At 51.6% G+C, this 17,684-nt stretch carries 13 protein-coding genes; 4 read left to right on the forward strand and 9 right to left on the reverse strand.

The genetic code is table 11. The annotated features are described in order from the left end of the window. Positions 1–192: 192 nt before the first annotated feature. From JE47_RS0107585 to JE47_RS0107620, 8 genes are all read right to left on the reverse strand, one after another. Positions 193–996: a slipin family protein gene (locus JE47_RS0107585; RefSeq protein ID WP_031459179.1), complete on the reverse strand. Its 804-nt coding sequence runs from the start codon at positions 994–996 to the stop codon at positions 193–195. Between the two features lie 51 nt (positions 997–1,047). After that, positions 1,048–2,457 (reverse strand): NfeD family protein, encoded by a 1,410-nt coding sequence (locus tag JE47_RS0107590; RefSeq protein WP_236631164.1) that lies wholly within the window; start codon positions 2,455–2,457, stop codon positions 1,048–1,050. Positions 2,458–2,635: 178 nt separating this feature from the next. Next, a complete protein-coding gene (locus JE47_RS0107595; RefSeq protein ID WP_236631165.1) occupies positions 2,636–2,848 on the reverse strand; it encodes a DUF951 domain-containing protein in 213 nt (70 codons plus the stop codon). Then, positions 2,838–4,040 (reverse strand): nucleoside triphosphate pyrophosphohydrolase, encoded by a 1,203-nt coding sequence (gene mazG, locus JE47_RS0107600; RefSeq protein WP_031459182.1) that lies wholly within the window; start codon positions 4,038–4,040, stop codon positions 2,838–2,840. The genes JE47_RS0107595 and mazG overlap by 11 nt, the downstream gene beginning before the upstream one ends. Next, positions 4,037–4,945, reverse strand: coding sequence for a peptidylprolyl isomerase (locus tag JE47_RS0107605; RefSeq protein WP_031459183.1), 909 nt, complete (start codon positions 4,943–4,945; stop codon positions 4,037–4,039). Before JE47_RS0107605 ends, mazG begins: the two co-directional genes overlap by 4 nt. 53 nt (positions 4,946–4,998) lie before the next feature. Further along, on the reverse strand, positions 4,999–6,822 hold the full coding sequence (lepA, locus tag JE47_RS0107610; RefSeq protein WP_031459184.1) for a translation elongation factor 4: 1,824 nt from the start codon (positions 6,820–6,822) through the stop codon (positions 4,999–5,001). Positions 6,823–6,971: 149 nt separating this feature from the next. Beyond that, a complete protein-coding gene (locus JE47_RS0107615) occupies positions 6,972–7,910 on the reverse strand; it encodes a diguanylate cyclase (protein WP_031459185.1) in 939 nt (312 codons plus the stop codon). Positions 7,911–7,953: 43 nt separating this feature from the next. Further along, on the reverse strand, positions 7,954–10,815 hold the full coding sequence (locus JE47_RS0107620; RefSeq protein ID WP_031459186.1) for a PAS domain S-box protein: 2,862 nt from the start codon (positions 10,813–10,815) through the stop codon (positions 7,954–7,956). Positions 10,816–11,051: 236 nt separating this feature from the next. On the opposite strand from JE47_RS0107620, the gene JE47_RS0107625 reads away from it, so the two are divergent. Then, positions 11,052–11,429, forward strand: coding sequence for a Rieske (2Fe-2S) protein (locus JE47_RS0107625; RefSeq protein WP_051871095.1), 378 nt, complete (start codon positions 11,052–11,054; stop codon positions 11,427–11,429). A gap of 307 nt (positions 11,430–11,736) precedes the next feature. On the opposite strand, the gene JE47_RS0107630 is transcribed toward JE47_RS0107625, so the two are convergent. Then, complete coding sequence (locus JE47_RS0107630) at positions 11,737–13,461, reverse strand: TolB family protein (RefSeq protein ID WP_051871096.1); 1,725 nt, start codon at positions 13,459–13,461, stop codon at positions 11,737–11,739. Positions 13,462–13,899: 438 nt separating this feature from the next. Here JE47_RS0107630 and adhP point away from each other — a divergent pair, with 438 nt between their 5' ends. From adhP to JE47_RS0107645, 3 genes are all read left to right on the forward strand, one after another. Continuing rightward, the gene (gene adhP, locus JE47_RS0107635; RefSeq protein WP_031459189.1) at positions 13,900–14,922 is read left to right on the forward strand and encodes an alcohol dehydrogenase AdhP; all 1,023 of its coding nucleotides are present in this window, start codon (positions 13,900–13,902) and stop codon (positions 14,920–14,922) included. Between the two features lie 637 nt (positions 14,923–15,559). Further along, complete coding sequence (locus tag JE47_RS0107640) at positions 15,560–17,143, forward strand: acyl-CoA carboxylase subunit beta (protein WP_031459190.1); 1,584 nt, start codon at positions 15,560–15,562, stop codon at positions 17,141–17,143. A 132-nt stretch (positions 17,144–17,275) separates the two neighbouring features. Beyond that, on the forward strand, positions 17,276–17,638 hold the full coding sequence (locus JE47_RS0107645) for an OadG family protein (RefSeq protein ID WP_031459191.1): 363 nt from the start codon (positions 17,276–17,278) through the stop codon (positions 17,636–17,638). Positions 17,639–17,684: the final 46 nt, after the last annotated feature.

The following is a 17,684-nucleotide window of genomic DNA, read 5'->3' on the forward strand; positions in this document are numbered from 1 at the left end:
GCAATGGTCGCACGGGTTAGGGACATATCCAATGAGAAATCTGGATTTCTGATTACCCTCTCAGAGCCTATCCGAATAATCGTCTCACGGTACGGCGGATACAACCTGATAGATGTATGGACACAGCGGCGCTGCGCCCAACCGAATCTTCTTCTGCAACAGGGTATTCCGGATAAGCACTCAGACAGACCCTTAATCGTCCCGTACTGCCTTTCGCGCATCGCTGTCTGGTGTGTTGGTTGCCGAAAAGAAGGTCTTGAGCATATCGATTGGTAATGGGAAAACAATCGTACTGTTCTTCTCGGTGGCGATCTCGGTCAGGGTCTGCAAATAGCGTAGTTGCAACGTCACCGGCTCACTGGCCAATATGTGCGCAGCCTCGGCCAGCGTGCGCGAGGCCTGCAATTCACCATCGGCGTGAATCAGCTTCGCCCGCTTTTCACGCTCGGCCTCAGCCTGACGAGCCATCGCTCGTTGCATGTTCTGCGGCAGCTCAACATCCTTTACTTCCACAATCGTGACTTTAATCCCCCACGGTTCGGTCTGCTCATCGATGATCTGCTGTAACTTCTGATTGATCTTCTCGCGCTGGGCCAGCAACTCATCTAATTCAACCTGACCAACGACACTGCGCAGAGTGGTCTGAGCGATCTGCATCGTCGCCCGGATATAGTCCATCACCTTTGTCACTGCCCAGTTTGGATTAATGACCTGGAAGTAAAGAACTGCATTGACCTTGATGGTCACGTTGTCGAGTGTAATCACTTCCTGAACCGGGACATCCATCGTGATGACACGCATATCCACCCGTACCATTCGTTCAAAGACTGGGATTACAAAAAAGATACCAGGTCCACGCGGTCCCATCAGCCGCCCCAATCGAAAGATCACCCCACGCTCGTATTCTGGAACGATCTTGATCGCCGACAATAAGATCATCAGCGCAATGAAAGCGAGAACCGCCAGACATGCCAACAGAAAGAACGTTGCCCCCATGAGACTGCTCCTTTCCGAACAGATGACAACTAACCGGTGGCCTACAACCCTTTAGGATGTCTGCACGGATGACTCTTGAGGATCGATCCGCCTCACAGTTAACCGCAAGGCATAGATTCCGGTCACCCGCACATATTCACCTTCTTCGGCAACTCCATTTTCGCATACCGCCCGCCAGAGTGCACCTTCGACAAACACCATTCCCTCTGGATCGAGACGCTTGCGCACCTCGGCCAACCGACCGATTAATACCTCTTGTCCGGTTACCACCGGACGATTCCGCGAACGTAATGCCAGCCAGATCCCACCGATGGCGAACAGCGCAATCAATAATGCTACCAGGATGATCGCCCATAGCGCTACTGCCACTCCAGGCGCCTGCGTTGAATCGAACAGGGTTAGCGAGCTGGCGATCATAACACCCACCCCAATGACTGTCAGCGTACCGTGCGATGGCACAAAGAGATCTGCCGCTACCAGACCAAAGGCGATGAGAATGCCCAACACGCTAAGCCATTGTACCGGCAGGGCAATCATACCAATGATCGCACCTCCTAACAACAGCACTCCTAACCCCGCCAGGATGCCAACAGTTGGGCTGAGAAACTCAGCATAAAAAGCTAGCCCAGCCATAATCAGGAGGAGGAAGACCACCGTCGGGTTGGACAGGATCAATAACACTGCCTCGACCAGATATACTTCTATCACCCGTGGACGAACGCCGAGCGTAGACAGCGTGACCTGGGTGCCATCGCTCAGTGTAACTACCCGACCTTCCAGACGCTGGAGTAACTCGGTTAGATCACGTGCAACAATGTCGATGATCGGTGGATTTGTGGCGATAGCCTGACCGGCAGTAGCAATAAAACCGCTTCGCAAGGCTTGTTCCACCCAACTAACATTCCGTTGCCGCGCTGTTCCCCACGCCTCAAACTGCCGCAACTGTTCTTCCAACAGCAGATCTTGCGTTGGATCGCTCACACCAGTTGCCGGAACAAACAACGGTGTAGCGATACCAAACCGACTATCCGGCGCCATCGCGGCAATATGTGCAGCAGCCAACAGCCACACGCCGGCGGCACCAGCATCGTGACCGGTGGGGCTAATGTAGATGATGACCGGTACACGCGCCTCAGCAATCTCTCTAGCTAGCGCTCGTGCTTCTGCAACCACTGCTCCTTGCGGCGTCAGTTGTACTACTAGCGCCTGGGCATTCGCGGCTTCCGCTTCACGTAGCGCACGTCGGATATAACCGGCCGCATAGCTACTGAGGACGCCATCGTACTCAACCATGTAGAGCGATCGTACCGGTTGAGCGACGACTTCAGAAGCTATAATCAACCAGATCAGGCTAATGACAAGCAACCGAACCGAGGAGGTTATGAAACCTGGACAGGACCTGTAAGTAACATTTCGCCAGTAGTAGTATTCCATCATAAAATGTACAAAATCGATCTCCACGCGATACTGCCATCATACCGCGCCTATTGCCGACCGGCAAGCAACCTCGTTTGCACAGTGCAAAGGTACCGTTTAACCACTGAGCGAGGATGAGATACGCCTTATACCGTCGGATTGCTCCCAGGAATGTCAGTTCAGCATTCTTACATCAACCGTGCGTGCAATCACGCCATCTCGATCACGATTTGATCTCGGGCGTAATGAGACGCTTCATCCGTCGCTCTAGCTCAGCACGCGGTATCAAGACCCGACGCCCACATGTTTCACAACGCAATCCAATGTCAGCGCCAAGACGTACAACTCGCCAGGTATCGCCGCCACAAGCATGCGGTTTGCGCAATTGCACCACATCGTTGAACGAAAGCTGGATCGGCGAAGATTTATTGTTCACTTCCCATCACCTTTGCCTCTGTCCACCAGGCTAACATTTCCGTTAACGAACAATCTTGCAATGTACGTCCACTCTGTGCAGCCATTTGCTCTACCCACTGAAAGCGTTGTTTATAGCGCATATTAGCTTCACGCAGCGCAGTTTCAGCATCAATTCGGAGCCAGTGCGCCAGCGTTACCAGCGCAAAGAGGAGATCACCAAGCTCGGCCTGCCGGGCAGACATATCCATCGCCGTTCGCAGTTCTTGCAACTCTTCATCAACTTTTGCCCATACCTGATCGAGATGTTGCCACGTAAATCCGGCCTGGATGGCCTTCTGTGTCAGTGCCTGCGCCATCGCCAGTGCAGGTAACGCACTGGGTACACCATCAAGCGCACTATGCCGTATCTTTCCTTCTGTAAGCCGTTCTTGTGCTTTGAGTTGATGCCAGTTCTGCAAGACCTGTTGGGGATGATCGACCGTCGTGGTCGCAAAGACATGCGGATGACGGAATATCAGCTTATCAGCCACTCGTTGCACAACATCTTCGAGCGAAAAAGAACCTGCCTGACGCGCCATCTCGCTGTGCACAAGCACCTGTAAGAGAACATCTCCCAACTCTTCGCAGAGTGCGGTCATGTTGCCGGTATCAAGTGCTTCCAGCGCCTCATATACCTCCTCAAGCAAATGCTGACGCAAACTTTGATGCGTCTGCCGCACATCCCACGGACAACCATCAGGACCGAGCAGACGGGTAATCACCCAACGCAGCCGATCAAACCCACGCTGATCGTGAGGTAATGACAATGCAGGAACAATTACGCCAACCATTACACCATCTGGTAGGGGTGCGGACGCCAGCTCACTCAGCAGACAGGTATGAATTGTCTTGGTTGGTAGCGAGATAATCGTTAACGGATGATACAACGGATAACGTTCGCCTAATAGCGTTGCCAGCGCTGCACCGTTAAAGGCAGCGACCGATCCCCAGATGAATGCCGTTGTATGTGTAGCTAATGGGAAAGGAACCCGTGGCGGTTGATAGCTGCCCAAACCTTGTTGTTCAACCCAGGGTAAGACACGGTTTGCAGGTACAACCGGCACTGTCTGCAAGACTTGCTCGATGGTGAAGACCTGAACTGCCGTCGGATCGATCAAACCATGCTCGATCACCACCTGAAATATAGCCTGGAACGATACTGATGAGTTCATGGTGTCTCAGGGAATGGGATAAGCAGGGTATCAGGATCGAAGCCAGCCGCAATTTGCAACTCGCCACTCAATTCTGCCTGACGACGCAACTCTTCATACCAGGGGATGAACGTCTCTTGATAGAACTGATTGGCATTACGGCGTGTACGCAACTCTTCAAACGAAGAAAAGGGACGCTGGTTTTCCCGTCCTAACACTTCCACAACGTGAAAACCAAACTCAGTCTGCACAATCTGAGGGGTGTTGAGGGGGATCGAAAAGATCGCCTCTTCAAACGGTGCGACAAACTCACCTCTTGGCGTCCATCCCAGATCACCACCCTGAGCAGCCGATGCCGTATCACGGGAACGTTTTGCGGCCAGGGTTGCAAAATCGGCGCCTGATTGCAGCTCGGCAAGCACCGCTTGTGCTGTCGCCTCATCAGCCACCAGAATATGGCGGACATGAGCCATATCAGCCCGTGTATGACGAGCAATCACTTCAAGAACAACCTGCTCACGGGCCAACAGACTACGCAAATCCTGTACTTCAGCCGGACTGGCATCGGCTGCCAGACGGTTGAAGACTGCTGCATCGAGCGCAATCGGATCAACCCCGATCCCGTGTTGGCGTGCATAATGCAACAGCAGCTCATTTTGAATCATTTGCTCGAAAATCTGACGACGCAGATCGTTCTCGACTACAATCTGCTCGATCTGCTCCCTGGTCTGACCCGCAGCGAGTGCGTTGGCGATGCCATCACCAATTGCCCGTCGTACCTCGGCATTTACATCGGCGAGGGTAAACAGCCGTGAACCAATACGAAAGACGACTGCCGAATCGGTATCGGCCCACCGCTGACCATTGACCGCACTCTGACAACCAACTAAGAGGAAGAGCGTAAATAACCAGATCAGACGATTCATTGACAGGTTCTCCTCCAACACAGGAAAGGGCAAGCAACTCGCAATCCCTTCAATTAGCGCTCACGCTCGTAACCCGATTCATGAAGCGACAGAATAGCCATAAAGGCCTCCTGAGGAATTTCCACACTTCCCACCATCTTCATGCGCTTTTTGCCCTCTTTTTGCTTTTCAAGCAATTTCCGTTTACGGGTCACATCACCACCGTAGCACTTTGCCAACACATCTTTCCGCAAGGCGCGAATCGTCTCACGAGCGATAATCTTCGATCCGATAGCAGCCTGGATGGGTACCTCAAACATCTGACGCGGGATCAATTGGCGCAGCCGTTCAACGAGATCACGACCACGCTGATAGGCAAAATCGCGGTGCACAATCAGAGAGAGAGCATCAACCGGCTGTCCATTAACCAGGATGTCCAACTTCACCAGATCGGCCTCCTGATAGCCGGCCAGATGATAATCGAGCGAGGCGTAACCTTGCGTCCGGCTCTTCAATTGATCGTAGAAATCAATCACGATTTCCGCCAGTGGCATACGGTACTTCAAGAGTACTCGCGTCGGATCAAGATAATCCATACTGATGAACGTACCACGACGAGTCGTCACCAGCTCCATAATGGTTCCGATATAGCGTACCGGTGTAATCACGCTAATCTCAACGACAGGCTCTTCAATCGCTTCGATCCGTGATCGATCGGGCATTTCCGAAGGGTTCGCGACAGTGATAATTTCACCATCAGAGAGCAAGACCTGATATTCGACAGACGGTGCAGTGATCAGCAAATCGAGCTTATATTCACGTTCGAGCCGTTCACGCACAATCTCCATGTGTAACAAACCGAGAAAACCGCAGCGGAAGCCAAACCCTAGCGCTGCTGAACTTTCAGGTTGAAACGAGAGTGCAGCATCGTTGAGCTTCAAGCGTTCCAACGCTTCCCGCAATTCAGGGTAGGCATTCGAGTCAATAGGATACAAACCGGCAAAGACCATCGGCTTGGCCGGGCGATAACCGGGTAGTGGCTCAGCCGCCGGCGCATCGGCCAGCGTGATCGTATCGCCGACCTGACAATCGGCTACACTCTTCAAACCGGTGGCGATATAGCCCACTTCGCCAGCAACCAATTCATTAAGTGGGGTCATTGCCGGGCGGAAAATACCAATCTCAAGCGTTTCAGCCTGCGCACCGGTACCCATAAAGTGTACCCGATCACGCACTCTGAACACCCCGTCTACCACCCGCACGTAGGCAATCACCCCTTTGTAAGGATCGTAGTGCGAGTCGAAAATTAAGGCCCGCGCCGGTTGCTGACGCTGTCCCCGTGGCGGCGGAATCCGTCGGACGATTGCCTTCAGAATCTCGGTAATCCCGATTCCCTCTTTCGCCGAGGCTAGAATTGCCTCCTCAGCCGGAATCCCGATCACCGACTCAATTTCTTGCGCCACCTCTTCCGGGTGTGCACCCGGGAGATCGATCTTATTCACTACTGGAATAATGACCAGATCATTTTCCAAGGCCAGATAGGTATTGGCAAGCGTTTGCGCTTCAATGCCTTGCGACGCATCGACAACGAGCAGTGCACCTTCACAGGCAGCCAGCGAGCGGTTCACTTCATAGCTAAAATCGACGTGCCCGGGCGTATCGATCAGGTTAAGCTGGTAGACCTGACCATCAGCGGCACGATATTCCATGCGCACCGGCTTCAATTTGATCGTGATACCCTTTTCTCGCTCGAGATCGAGCGAGTCAAGGAGTTGCTCACGCTGTTCACGCTCGCTAATCGTGCGTGTCACTTCGAGCAGTCGATCACTCAGCGTCGTTTTACCGTGATCGACATGGGCAATGATGCTGAAATTACGGATGTACAATTGATCTGACATGGGTGCTCTGGTTGGCGGCGAGACCGCAATATAATCCTTTCGCTTTCTGCTATGCAGTATACCATAGTCGCACCGTTACCGTCAGTTCCACAACACCCAATCGCGTTGACGGGTAAAGACGACACTTCCCTTCACTATTGGCACGTATTCTATACCCCAACTACACAATTGCGTCCCTGTTGCTTAGCGGCGTACAACGCCTGATCGGCGCGGTCGATCAGATGTTCAATCGTCGTATCTGCCGGTTGCCGTCCTGTGATCCCGATACTGATCGTAACCGAAACATCACCTTTATCGGTATGGATGACCAAACCACCAATAGTAGTGCGTAACCGTTCGGCCAGGGTCAGACTGGCAATGGTATCAGTATTGGGCAACAGGAGAATAAACTCCTCACCGCCAAAACGCCCGATACAATCTGTCGTCCGAATCTGATGAGCAATTGTTTGCGCAATCGAACGTAATACCTGATCACCGACCAAATGGCCATAGCGGTCGTTGATCTGCTTGAAATGATCAACATCAATCATACCAATCGCCAGCGGTCGCTCGTAGCGCGTGGCAATTGCGAATTCGCGCACTGCTAGTTCGTAGAAATAGCTCCGATTATAAACACCGGTGAGCCAATCAATCCGTGCCAGTTCCGCTTCACGGGCCAGTGCGCGCTGCAACTCACGATTGGCCTCTTCGAGCGCAGTTCGCGCCTGCGCTAACGCTAGGTGCGTTCGTACCCGGGCTAACACCTCTAAGGGTTGAAATGGTTTGGTGATATAGTCTACACCACCACATTCAAACGCCCGTACTTTGTCCTCCACATCATCCAATGCACTAATAAAAATAACCGGAATCTGACTCGTTTCTGGATCGGCTTTTAGTTGTTGACAGACCGTATAACCATCCATATCCGGCATCCGAATGTCAAGCAGAATGAGGTCGGGGTGAAGAGTACGGGCCACCGTCAGCGTCATCGCACCTTGGGTTACCGGACGCACATCATACGATTGGGCATTCAGGAGCTGCGTTAGCAACAAGAGATTGGCTGGTGTATCATCGACAATCAGGATGGTAGGTACACGACTGCTAGTCATTAATGTCTAATGGTATAAACCTTTTATACGCAATTGTCTATTACTATACAACAGAACCCCTCTTCTGAGAAGCGAGTATCGCATCAACCCATTGGATCAAGGCCTGGTAGTTAAAGGTTTCAAGCCAGTGCCACAACTGACGAGCATCATTAGGTCGGGCCGATTCGATGTCGGCGATGAGCTGTTGCAGACGCGAAAAATGGGCCTCGACAGCGGCCTGCCGTACCGCCTGACACCACTCTCGATCATACCCACAATCATCGCCAACGCCATCTGGCAATGTTGTCACCTGAGATGCAACTTCATCAAACTGCACACGCAGATACTGCTCGATGATCCGAATCACATCATATTCGCGAAACGGTTTCGCAATGAACTCATCGCAACCTGACTCAATTGCGGTCGTTGGCGTATTACCAAGGACATTCGCCGACAAAGTGATTATCACCGGTCGCATCAGCCCTGGTTCGTTATCACAGGCGGTACGGATCTGTTGAGCGACGGCCAGACCGTTGATCCGCGCCCGATCAACGTCAAGCCAGATCATATGAGGCTGCCATGAACGCCACATCGTAAGCAATGTTTGCTCATCTGCTACCGATTGGACAACGAAGCCTAACCGGTGGAGTAGAGTAACTAACAGTAACGCACTAGATGGAATGTCATCGGCCACCAGCATGCGATACACTGGCTGATCGGCCCGTACCCGGATGACTCGTCGGCGTTCGTGCTGCGCGGGCAACGCGAGCGGTGTTGTGATCGGTGTGCGTAACGGTAATGTCAGTGTAAAGCGAGCACCACACCCCTCGCCTGCACTGTATACAGAGAGATTGCCGCCGATGACACGAGCCAGTTCGTAGCTGATGCTCAAACCGAGACCGGCTCCTCTGTTTGAACTATTACTGACAGCCTGGTATCCCTGGAAAAAGGGACGAAACAGATATGGCTGTTCGAGTGGTGGAATACCAGCACCAGTATCTTCAACGATAAACAGAATCTGTTGCTGCGACCGCTCGACCTGGAGTTTCACAACCCCGACTTCGGTAAATTTGATCGCATTTTCCAGTAAATTGATCAGAATCTGACGTATTTTGGCTTCATCATTCAGGATAATTCGCGGTACTTCTTCAGCACAGGTCACGATGAACTGCAACTGTTTTGCTTCGATTCTCGGCCAAAATAATGACTGAAGATCGGCCAATAACCTGCGAGCATCAACCGGCGCAGGGGTAAATGTGTAGCGTCCAGCCTCAATCTTTGCCAGATCAAGGACTTCATTGATTAAGTGCAGCAGATGTTCACCGTTTCGATTAATAATGTCGAGATATTCCCGTTGGGTTGCGGTCAACTCACCATCATTACTCAACAAATGAGCAAAGCCAAGCACCGCATGGAGGGGAGTTCGTAGTTCGTGACTGACATTAGCCAGAAAGGCACTCTTCGCCCGATTGGCCGCTTCGGCCTGCTGACGAGCCAGGCGTAGCTCGATTTCTGCCTGTTTACGGGCAGTAATATCACGCGCCACACCTAATACCATCAATCGGTTATCCTCATCACGAACAAACGTAGTAACGATCTCCGCCTGCACCTCGTGCCCATCGCGATGGATCAACTCGATCTCGGCGACCCACGGCGGTGCTGTGGTCAGTTCCCCCTGCCACTCGTGGAGCATATAGTGCAGCGCCGATAGCACTTGCTGCGCTGAGGAAGGGGTTAAGAGATCGGTGATCGAAACGGCCATTGCTTCGGTTACGGAGTACCCAGTTAACTTTTGTACCGACGGACTAAAAAACGTGAACCGTTCCTGCACTGGATCAAATAACCAGATTACATCTGACGTATTCTCAGCAATGAGCCGATAGCGAGCATCACTGCGTCGTAATGCTTCCTCGATCTGTTTCCGTTCAGTAATATCGTGAACGATACTGATTGCATGGGGTACACCAGCAATCATCACCTTTCGCGAAGAAAGGAGACAGGTACGAAATGTCCCATCGCGTCGCCGAAATTCAAACTCAAGGCCCGAACACGAACCTTCGCGCCACATCAACTCAGCCCAGCGTTGGCGATCCTCCGGCGAACGCCAGATATTCAGCTTCAGTCCATCCTTCCCTAGCGCTTCCTCTGCACTGTATCCGCTGATTTCAGTGAAACCTTGATTAACCTTCATAAAAGCACCGTCGGTCAGGCGTGACAACAACACCGCATCGGGCTGTGCAGCAAAAATTAATTCAAGCTGCTGTGCGGCCTCACGCTGTTTGACGATCAATTCCTGATTTACCAATAAAATAAGGCCGAATGTCCACAGGGTCGTTGTAGCAATAGCCGTGAGATAGGTTGCCGTCTGCCACGGTGCTGATACGATCAACCAGTTCGCTTCGGTCATTGTAGCGATACCACGAATGACAAAGAAGATAGTATTTGCAACAAACACAATGAGCAAGAATAGCACGGTTAATCGATAATCAGTGTGCAATTCATGATGCAAGCGCACGGCGATGAGGATGGATAATACACTTACCACAACCGAAAAGAGAATCCGACGTAGAGGCGGTACATCACCGGTAAAAGCCAGCACAATATTGGCGATGAATATGAGCAAACCGATCACAATGAACCGGCGTGGATCATCATTGTCACCAAAGAAACGGCGTATGCCATAATAGAGTATGAGCATCCCGTTTCCCACCATGGCATTACTGATCGCGTGGAGCCACAGCGGTAGTGATATAACATCCCGCATAGTGGTCAGGATGAGACCAAGCGCCAGCATCCCCATACCCGCCGCCCACCATCGTAAACCGGCACGCTCACGGTTCGCTACGGCCAGACCAACCAGTGCCACGCACTGCAACACATTTGCCAGGTTGAGCGTAATTGATAAGGTCAGAAGATCAACGGTCATTGGTGTCCTACCCTGCTGCATGAGAACCGGTTGGGAACCCTTCCCCTCCAATTGTTGGGGAAGACCGAATCGTGGTAGCGATAGTAACGTTTAGCAAAAAACTGCATCTTTCAGGTAGAATAAATAGTACATGACCGTCTGTCATTTTCCCTCACTGTTTCAGCGAGCGACGGCAAAGTAAGGGTTGCGAACGACAGACAGCAACGAGCCTTAGCGTATCAGGAGGGAGCGAATCCATGCGCGTAAAGATTGGAACATCGGCAGACTTCCCTGAATCGACGCTTGTCGCAGTCACCGGTGATGGGATCAACATCCTGGCCGCTCGCATTAATGGTAGTGTCTACGCAGTTCACGCACTCTGTCCCCATCTCAATCTCTCGCTCAGAAATGGTACCCTCGAAGGTCATGTTATCACATGCCCGTGGCACGGCTCAAAATTTGACATACGCACCGGCAAGAATCTGGACTGGGTACAGGGCATTGGCGGCTTCAAGATGCCAGGCTGGTCACGGGCACTGATCGCTCTAGGGAGAGAACCAACTCCGCTTACTACCTACCCGGTTAGTGAAGAAAATGGTCAGGTCTTCGTCGAGTTACCGAAACGACCAGGGTGAAGACAAGATTCGGTGATTGCCAAAAGTCGCGCAGGCAAAGCCTTGTGCCCTTTACCCTTCTGCTTCCGCAGTGGGATGGGGCGGGAGCGAATAAAACGTTTAAGCAAACGTCCAGTTGATAGCGTTTGCAGTGCGCACCCTGTCGTACCCCTTACGAATCGCCACTAGGGGCGGGTTCCTGACCCGCCCCCGCACCTGTTGATCTCGCACGATGGAGGTATTACGTATATCTGCTATTTTTCCTCGAACGCCAATGTCTCTAGAAAAGGGCTAACACCCATAGAAGAGGCGTTTCCTTCCTCAGTTGTCAATTCCGCGTCACGAGTGGAACGAAGACACGCTGCAACGTAGCCCCCGGTCGCCAGTCGGCCTCTAGTGCCCGACCATCGGTGGTAATTGGTCCAGTTGCCCCACTAGCCACATCGAGCCACCAGATGTCCGATCCACCATCAAAACGATTAAGTGTGTAAATCAGATACCTCCCATCAGGAGACCAGCGCATATTACTAATACTTCGCCCGTGATCGGCAAACAATAGCATGCGCGGATTGCTCAGATTTTGCCGATCATAGAGCACAATAGCGTCGGTACGTTCACTTCTATCCTCAGAAGGACTACTGGTATCTCGCTTGACGACAAAACGGCGACCATCAGGTGCCCAAACCGGTTGACTTTCGGCACGATGGCCGATAAGAAGGGTCTCGCGGGGCGGTTGAGTTTGCAGGTCGGCCTCCCAAATCCCGGTCGTTCGATTTTTCCCAAAGCTCTCGAACAATAGTTGGCGGTTGCGATTGATACTCGGACTCGCAGCAAAACTGGTCACTTCAGTGGGAGTAAGTGCAGGTGGTATCGGTGAGAGATACACGTCAGCTAGACCACCAGAGATGCGGCCATCACAGAAAGCGAGGAACTCAAAATTCGTAAATGCGAGTCGCTGTCCGTCCGGCATCCAGGTCAGCCTATCCACACGCACAATGATGGATGGAGTCTCGCTTTGTCCTGGCAGGGCTACGAATGGACAACGCGATCCTTTTCGACTTTGAGTCTGATAAACCTGTCTACTGCCACTCCCATCGGCATTCAACACTGTTATCGCAGTTGCAACCAAATTATTCTGTGGGTCAGGATCAGGAACAGGCCAGGGCCAGATATTATTGTCGGCTACCGCAATCTGTTGGCCATTAGGTGACCACACTGGATAGCGCACGTTGCTCAGTAAGCCACGATAAATGAGTTGCAGATTGCTGCCATCAGTATCCATGCGGTACAACCAACGGTTGGAGCCTTCGGCGCGAATCACTGCTAACGGACGGCTACCGTCACCACGGAGGGCTGGGGGTAACGGTGCAGGGGCTGTACGCAGATCAGCCGCGACGACCTGTACCTCATCAATCAGGAGAGCTGCATCTCGTTCGACAAGAACATCTTGTATCACGATAGAGAAGCGCAACGTTTGTCCACGCACAAGATCAAGTCGATCATCGGTTAACACCGTGCGATACAACTGCCAGCCCGGTGGCTGATCGGTTGAAAAACTCCCTAGCTTAACCCCACCTAAATCCGGATCAAACTGATAAAAACCGCGGGCCAGAAAAATATCAACACCGGTACCGGCAAAGCCGCGAAACCAGAAGGATACGGTAACGGCACGCGCATCTGCCGGAATACTGAGCGACTGACTCAGAATCTGCTTTGGTACGGTAAGATCGGGAAGCTGAGGGCAACCACTCCCATCAGCGTTTCTACCCATAACGACCGCATAACGACCAGCATAAACGAACTCAGCACCTTCTGATTGAGCGTCAACCAGACCAACGTTACCACACGCCTCCCAGGCAACTCCCTGCTGCTCGAACCCACCGTCCTGAAGCAGATTTGACGATGTTGTTTGGGCAGGTGTGTGGTTATGAGATGTCGTTCTGACAGGTGATAAATTGAAAGACGATGCAAAAACCGCGGAAGAGCGACCAAACCCAATTGAAATCAGTCCACAGACCAGCACGAAGAGAAGATACGGTATGAGACGGTGCATTCACTTCCTCCAGACTACTGTCGATGAGTGCGACTACCAATCCCCCCACGAGCACAAACGATGCCGTACAAGGAGTAAACACCGATCAGAACATTCTTTCTCGACGTTATACATATCCTTATCAGGGAATAATACCCCTACAGATAGAGGAATTTATTAACCTATAACAGAACCAGATACTAACCACATTATAACAGGTCGATTGAAGAAGTATCATTACATTTTTGCAAACTTTTATTTTAATCTACATAAATATTAAAACTCATAAACAAAATTTTAACCACCATTTCGATCTTGACAACACCATGATTACATGGTATTATGGCGAGTAATCACGAGAATTAACATCAAGATAACTCTTTTCACCAAAAACCTCACATATCTAAATTATTGAACATTCCAGGTTTCAGGGTTCAATATCTCAAAGAGGAGGTAACCATGACCAGGACAATGAAAGCGGCAGTCGTACACGCCTTCCATCAACCTCTCGTCATCGAAGAGGTACCAGTTCCAGAGCCGGGTCCAGGGCAAATTGTTGTCAAGGTCGAAGCGTCGGGTGTCTGTCACACCGATCTCCACGCCGCCGAAGGAGATTGGCCGATCAAACCGAAATTACCCTTAATTCCTGGTCACGAAGCTGTAGGGTATGTCGCAGCAGTCGGAAGTGGTGTCAAAACTGTTAAAGAAGGGGACCGCGTTGGTGTTCCCTGGTTACACACTGCCTGTGGTTACTGCGAATATTGTCTCGATGGGTGGGAGACACTCTGTACACAACAGAAAAATACCGGCTATTCTGTCGATGGAGGGTATGCCGAATACGTCCTGGCTGACCCGAATTACGTTGGACACTTACCGGACGGGGTTGATTTTGCCGAGATTGCGCCAGTGCTTTGCGCTGGAGTTACGGTATACAAAGGGATCAAAGCAACCGATGTTCGTCCTGGTCAATGGATTGTTATCTCTGGTATCGGTGGTCTTGGTCACATGGCCGTGCAGTATGCCAAAGCAATGGGTATGAATGTCGTAGCAGTTGATATTGCTGACGAAAAACTGCAATTTGCCCGTCAACTCGGTGCTGATTTGACGGTTAACGCATTGACAGAAGACCCAGGCGAGCGCATCCAGCGTGAAATCGGCGGTGCTCACGGGGTGCTGGTAACAGCGGTATCACGCAAGGCATTCGAGCAAAGCCTAGGTATGGTACGGCGCGGTGGTACCATTGCCTTCAACGGCTTACCTCCTGGTGAATTTCCGGTATCGATCTTCGATGTTGTTCTGAGAGGAATTACGTTACGCGGTTCAATTGTCGGCACCCGCCTTGATCTCCAAGAGTCACTTGCTTTTGCTGGCGCTGGAAAGGTACGGGCAAAGATTCGTGTCGAACCGCTTGAGAAGATCAATCAGGTGTTTGCAGAAATGAAGGAGGGTAAGATTGAAGGGAGAGTCGTGCTTACGATGTAGCTGCATACGGTAGTGAGACGATTTCTCTGCTAGTACATAGCCGAGGAATCGTCTGAAAAATCCCTTCCTGATACAATGTGACCACGTTTCCCCTGCATCGTGGAGCGATTCAATTCGTTAGACAGTTCGGTGTACCACCACTCATACGGAGTGAAGAAGTGCAGCTTCTTCACTCCATCTACATTTGGCTCACTTCCGCTGATACGGTGTCCATAGGGATGTTCAATATTTTCCCTACCCAGCAGTGGCGATAGAGGAGTGAGTAGGAGAAGAGGCATGCATCTCCCTCTTTCGAAGATTGTCTGCGGTACGTTCCCGTTGTCTCACCGATCATTCTCATCACCGTCTCAGGAGTGACGGGCTGGGAACTCACCCACGGGATGGGCAACCATCATCCCCACGACGATGAAAAGACGCAACTGTGCAGACTAACTAATAGTTACCATCTCACAACCCCAACAATTTACAGTTGCTAAAGAATGACACTATCTTACCTCTCGCAACTATTGCACGTGCTATACTAACATCCGTCAACATCTAAGCCCGCAACTAACTTCAGAGCAACAAACCGAGTTAGAGCTGTTTTGCCCATCAGGCAGTTCGGTAGATGGTTGTTTTCGTACAAGGAGATACAACCATGACTCAACATGAGTCTGAAGCGACCAATATAGTACCCACTTCCATGCGTGCCCGCATTGAAATGCTGCGCCAGCGCCGACACCGTCTTGAGCAGGGTGGTGGCCCAGAACGCATTGCTCGCCAACACCAGGCCGGCAAATTGACTGCTCGCGAGCGAATTCATCTTCTGATCGAGCCAGAAACCTTTCAAGAGCTGTTCCTTTTTTCTCATCATCGGTGTACAGCATTTGGGATGGCCGGTAAGGAGATGCCTGGCGAAGGGGTGATTACCGGTTGTGGCAGTGTCGATGGGCGGCAAGTCTTTGTCGCTGCACAAGATTTTACTGTCGCCGGTGGATCGGTTGGTGAAATGCACGCTGACAAAATCTGTCAGACGATGGATTTGGCCTTAAAGTGCGGGTCGCCGTTCATCACGATTAACGATAGCGGGGGGGCACGTATTCAGGAAGGGATTGATGCCCTGAGTGGTTATGGTCGCATCTTCTACCGTAATGTGTTGCTCTCCGGTGTCGTGCCTCAGATTGCGATTATTGCCGGGCCATGTGCCGGTGGCGCCGCGTATTCACCAGCCCTGATGGATTTTATCATTATGGTACGGGGCAGTGAGATGTTTATTACCGGTCCCGAAGTACTCAAGCAGGTCACAGGAGAACAGGTAACCGGTGAAGAGCTTGGTGGACCGGAAGCTCAGATCCGAAGTGGAGTTGCACACTTTGTCGCTGAAAATGATGCCGAGGCGATTGCGCTTTGTAAGCGTTTATTGAGCTTTTTGCCATCGAATAATCTCGAAGACCCACCTGATCGTGGTGACGGTGAACTACGCTTCTACAATGATCCCGTTCTCGACACCATGATCCCCGATGATCCGCGTGAACCTTACGATGTTATCCCGATCATCAAACGGATTGTCGATGACGGTGATTTTCTCGAAGTGCAACGCGGTTTTGCCGATAATGCTGTGATCGGCTTCGCTCGTATCGATGGTAGTACGGTAGGAATCGTTGCCAATCAGCCCACTGTTATGGCTGGCGTTCTCGACATTGATGCCTCTGATAAGATTGCCCGCTTTGTTCGGTTCTGCAACGCTTTCAATATTCCACTCATTACCTTTATTGACGTGCCTGGTTTCTTGCCGGGTGTGGCCCAAGAGCGTGGCGGTATTATTCGCCACGGTGCGAAGATGTTGTTTGCTTATTCGGCAGCGACAACGCCTAAAATCTCAATTATCCTGCGCAAGGCTTACGGCGGTGCATATCTGGCGATGTGTGGCAAGGACCTAGGCGCTGACCGGGTGGCCGCCTGGCCGAGTGCTGAGATTGCGGTTATGGGGCCAGAAGGAGCGGTCAATATCATCTACCGTGACCAGATTAAGCAGGCTGATGATCCGGCAGCAGCGCGGGCCGAGTTCGTTAAGCTGTACCGCGCCGAATTTGCCTCTCCCTACGTTGGCGCCGGTCGCAATCTGATCGATAGCATCATTGTACCGAGTGAGACCCGTCGTTATCTCAGTCTGGCCCTGGCATCGCTGCGTACCAAACGTGAGTTCCGTCCGCAGAAGAAGCACGGGCTGGTGCCGCTATAGACTGATCGCAAAAGAGCGGATCACGCCTATCTCAACATCTACACCAGCTCCAATCCGAACGTGAACACCCCTCACACAATGAGATTCACGAGAACATGTGTGCACGCTCAGAAAACGATTGAAGGAAACGCTATGATTGATCTCACTACTAACCCATTGCTGATTGGCTTTCAAATCGCGATCACGGGAATCAGCATCGTGTTCGTTGTGCTTACCATCGTTGCATTTGCACTGAGTATCCTCAACCGCAGTCAAGGTTTATTCCAGGCAAAACCAGCGAGTGCCACGAAACCGACCGTACCGCAAGAAAGCACATCTTCAACTACTACCGACCAGCTCGATCCCCAATTGATTGCGATTCTTACCGCCGCTGCGGTCACGACTCTTGACCAACCGGTACGTATCTTACGGGTGCGTTACTACCGACAACTGGCAGTGAACTGGGCACGTTTAGGACGGGTCAGTGTGATGGCTGCCCGTCAATTACGTCGGTAGATCATGGACAGGAATTTGGAAACGATGAATGGCAATCGTTGTATCA

Origin of the sequence: Chloroflexus sp. MS-G (genome assembly GCF_000735195.1) — a bacterium.
GTDB lineage: Bacteria > Chloroflexota > Chloroflexia > Chloroflexales > Chloroflexaceae > Chloroflexus.

What these genes read in the sequence shown, in the direction of transcription:
- JE47_RS0107585 (WP_031459179.1), bottom strand. Translation starts at nt 996, where the DNA reads ATGGGGGCAACGTTCTTTCTGTTGGCATGTCTGGCGGTTCTCGCTTTC.
- mazG (WP_031459182.1), bottom strand. Translation starts at nt 4,040, where the DNA reads ATGAACTCATCAGTATCGTTCCAGGCTATATTTCAGGTGGTGATCGAG.
- JE47_RS0107605 (WP_031459183.1), bottom strand. Translation starts at nt 4,945, where the DNA reads ATGAATCGTCTGATCTGGTTATTTACGCTCTTCCTCTTAGTTGGTTGT.
- lepA (WP_031459184.1), bottom strand. Translation starts at nt 6,822, where the DNA reads ATGTCAGATCAATTGTACATCCGTAATTTCAGCATCATTGCCCATGTC.
- JE47_RS0107615 (WP_031459185.1), bottom strand. Translation starts at nt 7,910, where the DNA reads ATGACTAGCAGTCGTGTACCTACCATCCTGATTGTCGATGATACACCA.
- JE47_RS0107620 (WP_031459186.1), bottom strand. Translation starts at nt 10,815, where the DNA reads ATGACCGTTGATCTTCTGACCTTATCAATTACGCTCAACCTGGCAAAT.
- JE47_RS0107625 (WP_051871095.1), top strand. Translation starts at nt 11,052, where the DNA reads ATGCGCGTAAAGATTGGAACATCGGCAGACTTCCCTGAATCGACGCTT.
- JE47_RS0107630 (WP_051871096.1), bottom strand. Translation starts at nt 13,461, where the DNA reads ATGCACCGTCTCATACCGTATCTTCTCTTCGTGCTGGTCTGTGGACTG.
- adhP (WP_031459189.1), top strand. Translation starts at nt 13,900, where the DNA reads ATGACCAGGACAATGAAAGCGGCAGTCGTACACGCCTTCCATCAACCT.
- JE47_RS0107640 (WP_031459190.1), top strand. Translation starts at nt 15,560, where the DNA reads ATGACTCAACATGAGTCTGAAGCGACCAATATAGTACCCACTTCCATG.
- JE47_RS0107645 (WP_031459191.1), top strand. Translation starts at nt 17,276, where the DNA reads ATGATTGATCTCACTACTAACCCATTGCTGATTGGCTTTCAAATCGCG.